This is a genomic window from Burkholderia sp. LS-044 (assembly GCF_004803625.1).
Classification (GTDB): Bacteria; Pseudomonadota; Gammaproteobacteria; order Burkholderiales; family Burkholderiaceae; genus Burkholderia; species Burkholderia cepacia.
This window is the reverse complement of sequence record NZ_SSWO01000042.1, coordinates 1-3777: the sequence shown is the minus strand read 5'-3', so window position 1 is coordinate 3777 and position 3777 is coordinate 1. Positions and strand designations below refer to the sequence as shown.

Below are 3777 nucleotides of genomic sequence, written 5' to 3'. Positions count from 1 at the left end.
GGGGGGCGGAGCGCAAACTCTTGTCGCAGCTAGATCGACCTACACCGGTAAACTGCACCGAAATCAAGGGGATCCCGGAACCAGTGACTCGATGAGGAAAATGATGACGAAAGCGTATGACGAACAGCGGATCCTAGAGCAGCAGGTTCGCGATTGGACCGCAGAACTCAAGCGCCTAGCCGGCCAGATCGCTGCAGCAAGAGGTATGCCGAGTGCAATCGTGATGATCACACCGACCGATGAAGACTACTGGGACGTCATACCCGAGTTGATCGCGGAGGACGCGCTGCAGGTCCGTACGTACGGCTGGCCCGCCGGTTTCAATGTTGAGATCCTCAACCAGGCTGATTAGGAGTGACCTGATGACTCACAAGACCAACAAAAGGGTACTCGCCAGGCCGGAGCCCCTGCGCGTCGATGGAATCGTGTTCCACGTCGCGCTGCATGAAGATCGCTGGATCGAAACAATCGGTGTCCCGTTCGAACATCGTGGTCGCACTTGGGCCGTGCATCGCAGCACGCTCTCCGATCCGTACACGCCGGCGCTGTTCTCGGTGTCGGACGTGGAAACGGGACGAAGCATTGGAAGGATCATGGAAGGGTCGATCGACGCCGCGCGCACCGTGGCGATTGAGAAGATCGACCGAGCCACACCTGAGCAATGGGAGGCGTTTTGCTCTGCAGAGCGATCGGCGAATCCACGCGGGCGCCTGCGTGCTACAGCTGCTTGATCCATGTCGAACCACCTCAGCAGGAGGCGCTGCCCCAGCGCACTTACGTTCGAATTGAATTCACCAAGCCGCGTGCGGCTGAAGGGCCCGTCGATCGTTACGATCGCGTGTTTCGACATCGACAGCATGGAGACGCTGGAGGTCGGATGCCTATTGAGTACCAGGGGCGACGACGTGGTCGAGTGTGCCCGTGTAGGGGGGCGACCTTGCTTTTCGCCCGCAGGCAAGCGTCGATCTCGAAGTGCGGTGAGCCGCGTGTACCGCCGTGCCCTGGCAGATGAATGAGCTGGGCGGCCGGCCCCAGTTCGTGCCGACGTGGTGCCGGTCGAGGCATCGATGGATGCCAGTCTTGCTAGACGCGGCGCGTCGACTGAACCGCAGATTGCGGCAGGAGTTCCCGTCGCCATGCAAGCAATCACACTTGAAATGGGGTTCGAGTGATCCACCCTGGCTACCAAAACTCCACACCTCGCGCGGCGGCTCGTTTGTACGCCGCTGCGTGAAAATCCCGTAGGTCGAACGCTCGGCGATCGGTGTTCAAAGGACAGATCGCCGCGGCCTCGACCACAAATAGAGCGGGCGCAAACCGATCTTGATCGGTCGGGTTGCGTCGCACCCATCCGTGTGTGCCCCACGCGTCAATTAGACCTCTATTCGCGAGCAGACAGTCGAACGCATCGACCCTCTCAAGGAAACAGGCGCGTGTGTTTTCGTCTGAGAACACGTCTGTCGCCACGGCCGCGAGAGCGACCTCGTAAGGGCCAGGATCCGCTCCATAGAACGCAATCAGCATCCCACGAATCTTCGAAACCCGGCGCGTATCGACCAACACCTCGCCATCGTGGATCGCGCCGGCCAGCACGAAGGCCGAACAGAACAGGCGTGGCATCAACAGCGGGACGTTCACGATGACCTCCGGTGTCGTGTCGAGTACGATATAAGCGAGGGAACCTCGCACGGCAAGCAGTCCCGATTTATTCTCGGACCTCGTGCGACGCCCCCAAGCGTGCTCTTTACCTCGCGTGTGGCGTCGTCGATCGTAACGAAAGTTTGCGCTATGCTGCTGCAGTGATCGTGTGACCCAGACAATCCCCATGCTGATTCGCAAACAGGGACGCGTAGTCAAGTTGGTGCGCCTCGAACCGTCGAGAGGATCTGCCGCGGTCGGGCGATCGCGTGAGGGCGCTCGTTGTGTCCGTCGTGTAGTCGGGTCGTTTCGCGTCGACGAACCGGTGCCACGGATGCTACTCCAGGTGTTGAGCCGCGCCGAACGCCAGACGCTCTCGTGTTGGATGGCTGTCTATCGCGAAGAGCAGGCCCGTGCGCGAGCCCTACCGGTTCTTGCATCGGCAGCCCAGCAATTCGACATGATCGTTGCCGCATTAGATGCTGCTGCAGATACTCTATCGGTCGCGGACGCCGAGCACCTGTGGGCGCAATTGCAGGCGATCTCGCGCGCGCTGAAGCGGGCAGGGCATGCGCGACCGCGAGCTGCACGTCGGCCGGCTCGACCGGCACCTGGTCAACGAGATTTCTTTTGTGAAACCGACGAACTTGTGCAGCCTGCCAGACAGTAAGTGATCGTCGGCATCGTGACCTTGTCACGTCTCAATCCGCGGCCGGTGTCTCTGATGGGTATTTCCGCTGCTAGTCGTAGCGCTTGATGAAGCGATCGAACACGGAAGGCGGGTTCAATACCTTGGCCGATCTGTTCTCTAGATCCACGGATCCGTCGTCGTCACTGATCGTGACGAACAGCGTGATTTTCTCGCGCTCCGCACCGGTTCCGAACAATCCTTCCTGATCGAGAAGTCGCAGCGCCTCGATCATGTCGCTCTGGAGATCTTCAAAAAAGACGTCAAACTTCGCTTCCGGAAAGTTCGGACCAAGTACCGTGTCGGCCAACCTTTTGCATAAGGGATTGAACGAGTCCGACTCGGCTGCTTCATACGCCCATTCGCCGGTCGCCCACGTGAACTCCGGAGCATCCTCGTCGTCATCGATTTCCATCTGTTCGCGGACCCGCTTCAACCCCTCCTCAGTATTGGCGGCCGGCACGACGGTCATCGCGCCACTGTCGGTGTAGAGAGCAAAAGCATAAAAATGTTCGTCGGGATGTGCCGCAAGAAGGGCGCGGTAAGTCACTCGCGCCGCGTCGGCAATCTCCCGCGCGAAATCAGGAAACACGCTCATATTGACCCTCGCTGTATGACCTAGTCGTTGTTACCTAGAAAAACTTCTCGACCGATTCGTTGTAGTTCGGCCCGCATTGCTGCTTGTCCTTCAGCGCGCGGCAGATCGAAGGTTGCCCATCCATCCGTGACGATCATCTCCGCGCACGGAAATACGTCGCGATGTCCGTTTGCCGTTGCTGCGACGATCGTACGCTCACGACACGTTGCCGAGTATCTCCCATCGGACAGAGGCCGAGCAACGTGATCAACTGTCAACTCGGCTCACTGTTCGATCAGAAAACGATCGCGATTCTTGGCTTTCGCAATCCACTGCGGCGCCTTACCGCGGCCACTCCACGTCGCGCCGGTTTTCGGATCGCGATACTTCGGTGCAATCGGAGCGCGTGGGTGCGCTGCAACGGCGCGACGCCGACCGAAAATTTGCAAACGCTTACAACGCCGGCTTGTCCATCCAATCCGGCTCAGCCTTCATTGGCATATGGCCATGGTGATATGCGTAACAGTCCAACCATGCTTGGGCTTGCGACTTTCGGAACGGCTGCCGGTCCGTATAGTGGCTTTGCGATGCGGTAGAACTTGGGTGCATCCAGCCGTACAGCACCGGGTCTTGGTCGACAACCGTGTGGACGGTGTATCCTGCCTTCTTCAGGTCGTCGATTTCTGCAGCGCTCAGTTCAAGTGTGTGGTTGTTAGTTGACATAATGCTGATGATCATTTTTTGATTTTGTAGTAGCTAGATGGAAATGTCCGCTTTTGGCTACATGGAAATGTCCGCTTTCGTGCCGCGTAAGCTGTCCGGCCGCCGGGTGTCCGGCGCCGGAGGCTGCGATGGCTGCAACGGAGCGGATCAC

General features: G+C 59.0%; 5 protein-coding genes and 1 pseudogene. 2 read left to right on the top strand and 4 right to left on the bottom strand.

Translation table 11 applies throughout. The annotated features are described in order from the left end of the window. The coding region (locus E9536_RS41025; protein ID WP_247873612.1) for a hypothetical protein at positions 1–352 on the top strand (352 nt) is incomplete at its 5' end. A 10-nt stretch (positions 353–362) separates the two neighbouring features. Continuing rightward, on the top strand, positions 363–731 hold the full coding sequence (locus tag E9536_RS41020) for a hypothetical protein (RefSeq protein WP_081066310.1): 369 nt from the start codon (positions 363–365) through the stop codon (positions 729–731). 451 nt (positions 732–1182) lie between these two features. On the opposite strand, the gene E9536_RS41015 is transcribed toward E9536_RS41020, so the two are convergent. The 4 genes and pseudogenes from E9536_RS41015 to E9536_RS40990 form a co-directional block, all read right to left on the bottom strand. Further along, positions 1183–1638: a hypothetical protein gene (locus tag E9536_RS41015; protein ID WP_136473323.1), complete on the bottom strand. Its 456-nt coding sequence runs from the start codon at positions 1636–1638 to the stop codon at positions 1183–1185. A 740-nt stretch (positions 1639–2378) separates the two neighbouring features. Continuing rightward, positions 2379–2924: a DUF4303 domain-containing protein gene (locus E9536_RS41005; RefSeq protein WP_136473321.1), complete on the bottom strand. Its 546-nt coding sequence runs from the start codon at positions 2922–2924 to the stop codon at positions 2379–2381. Between the two features lie 263 nt (positions 2925–3187). Continuing rightward, positions 3188–3349: pseudogene (locus tag E9536_RS40995) on the bottom strand (H-NS family nucleoid-associated regulatory protein); the annotation flags it as partial. Between the two features lie 7 nt (positions 3350–3356). Continuing rightward, positions 3357–3641 (bottom strand): hypothetical protein, encoded by a 285-nt coding sequence (locus E9536_RS40990; protein WP_124839229.1) that lies wholly within the window; start codon positions 3639–3641, stop codon positions 3357–3359. Between the last annotated feature and the right edge of the window lie 136 nt (positions 3642–3777).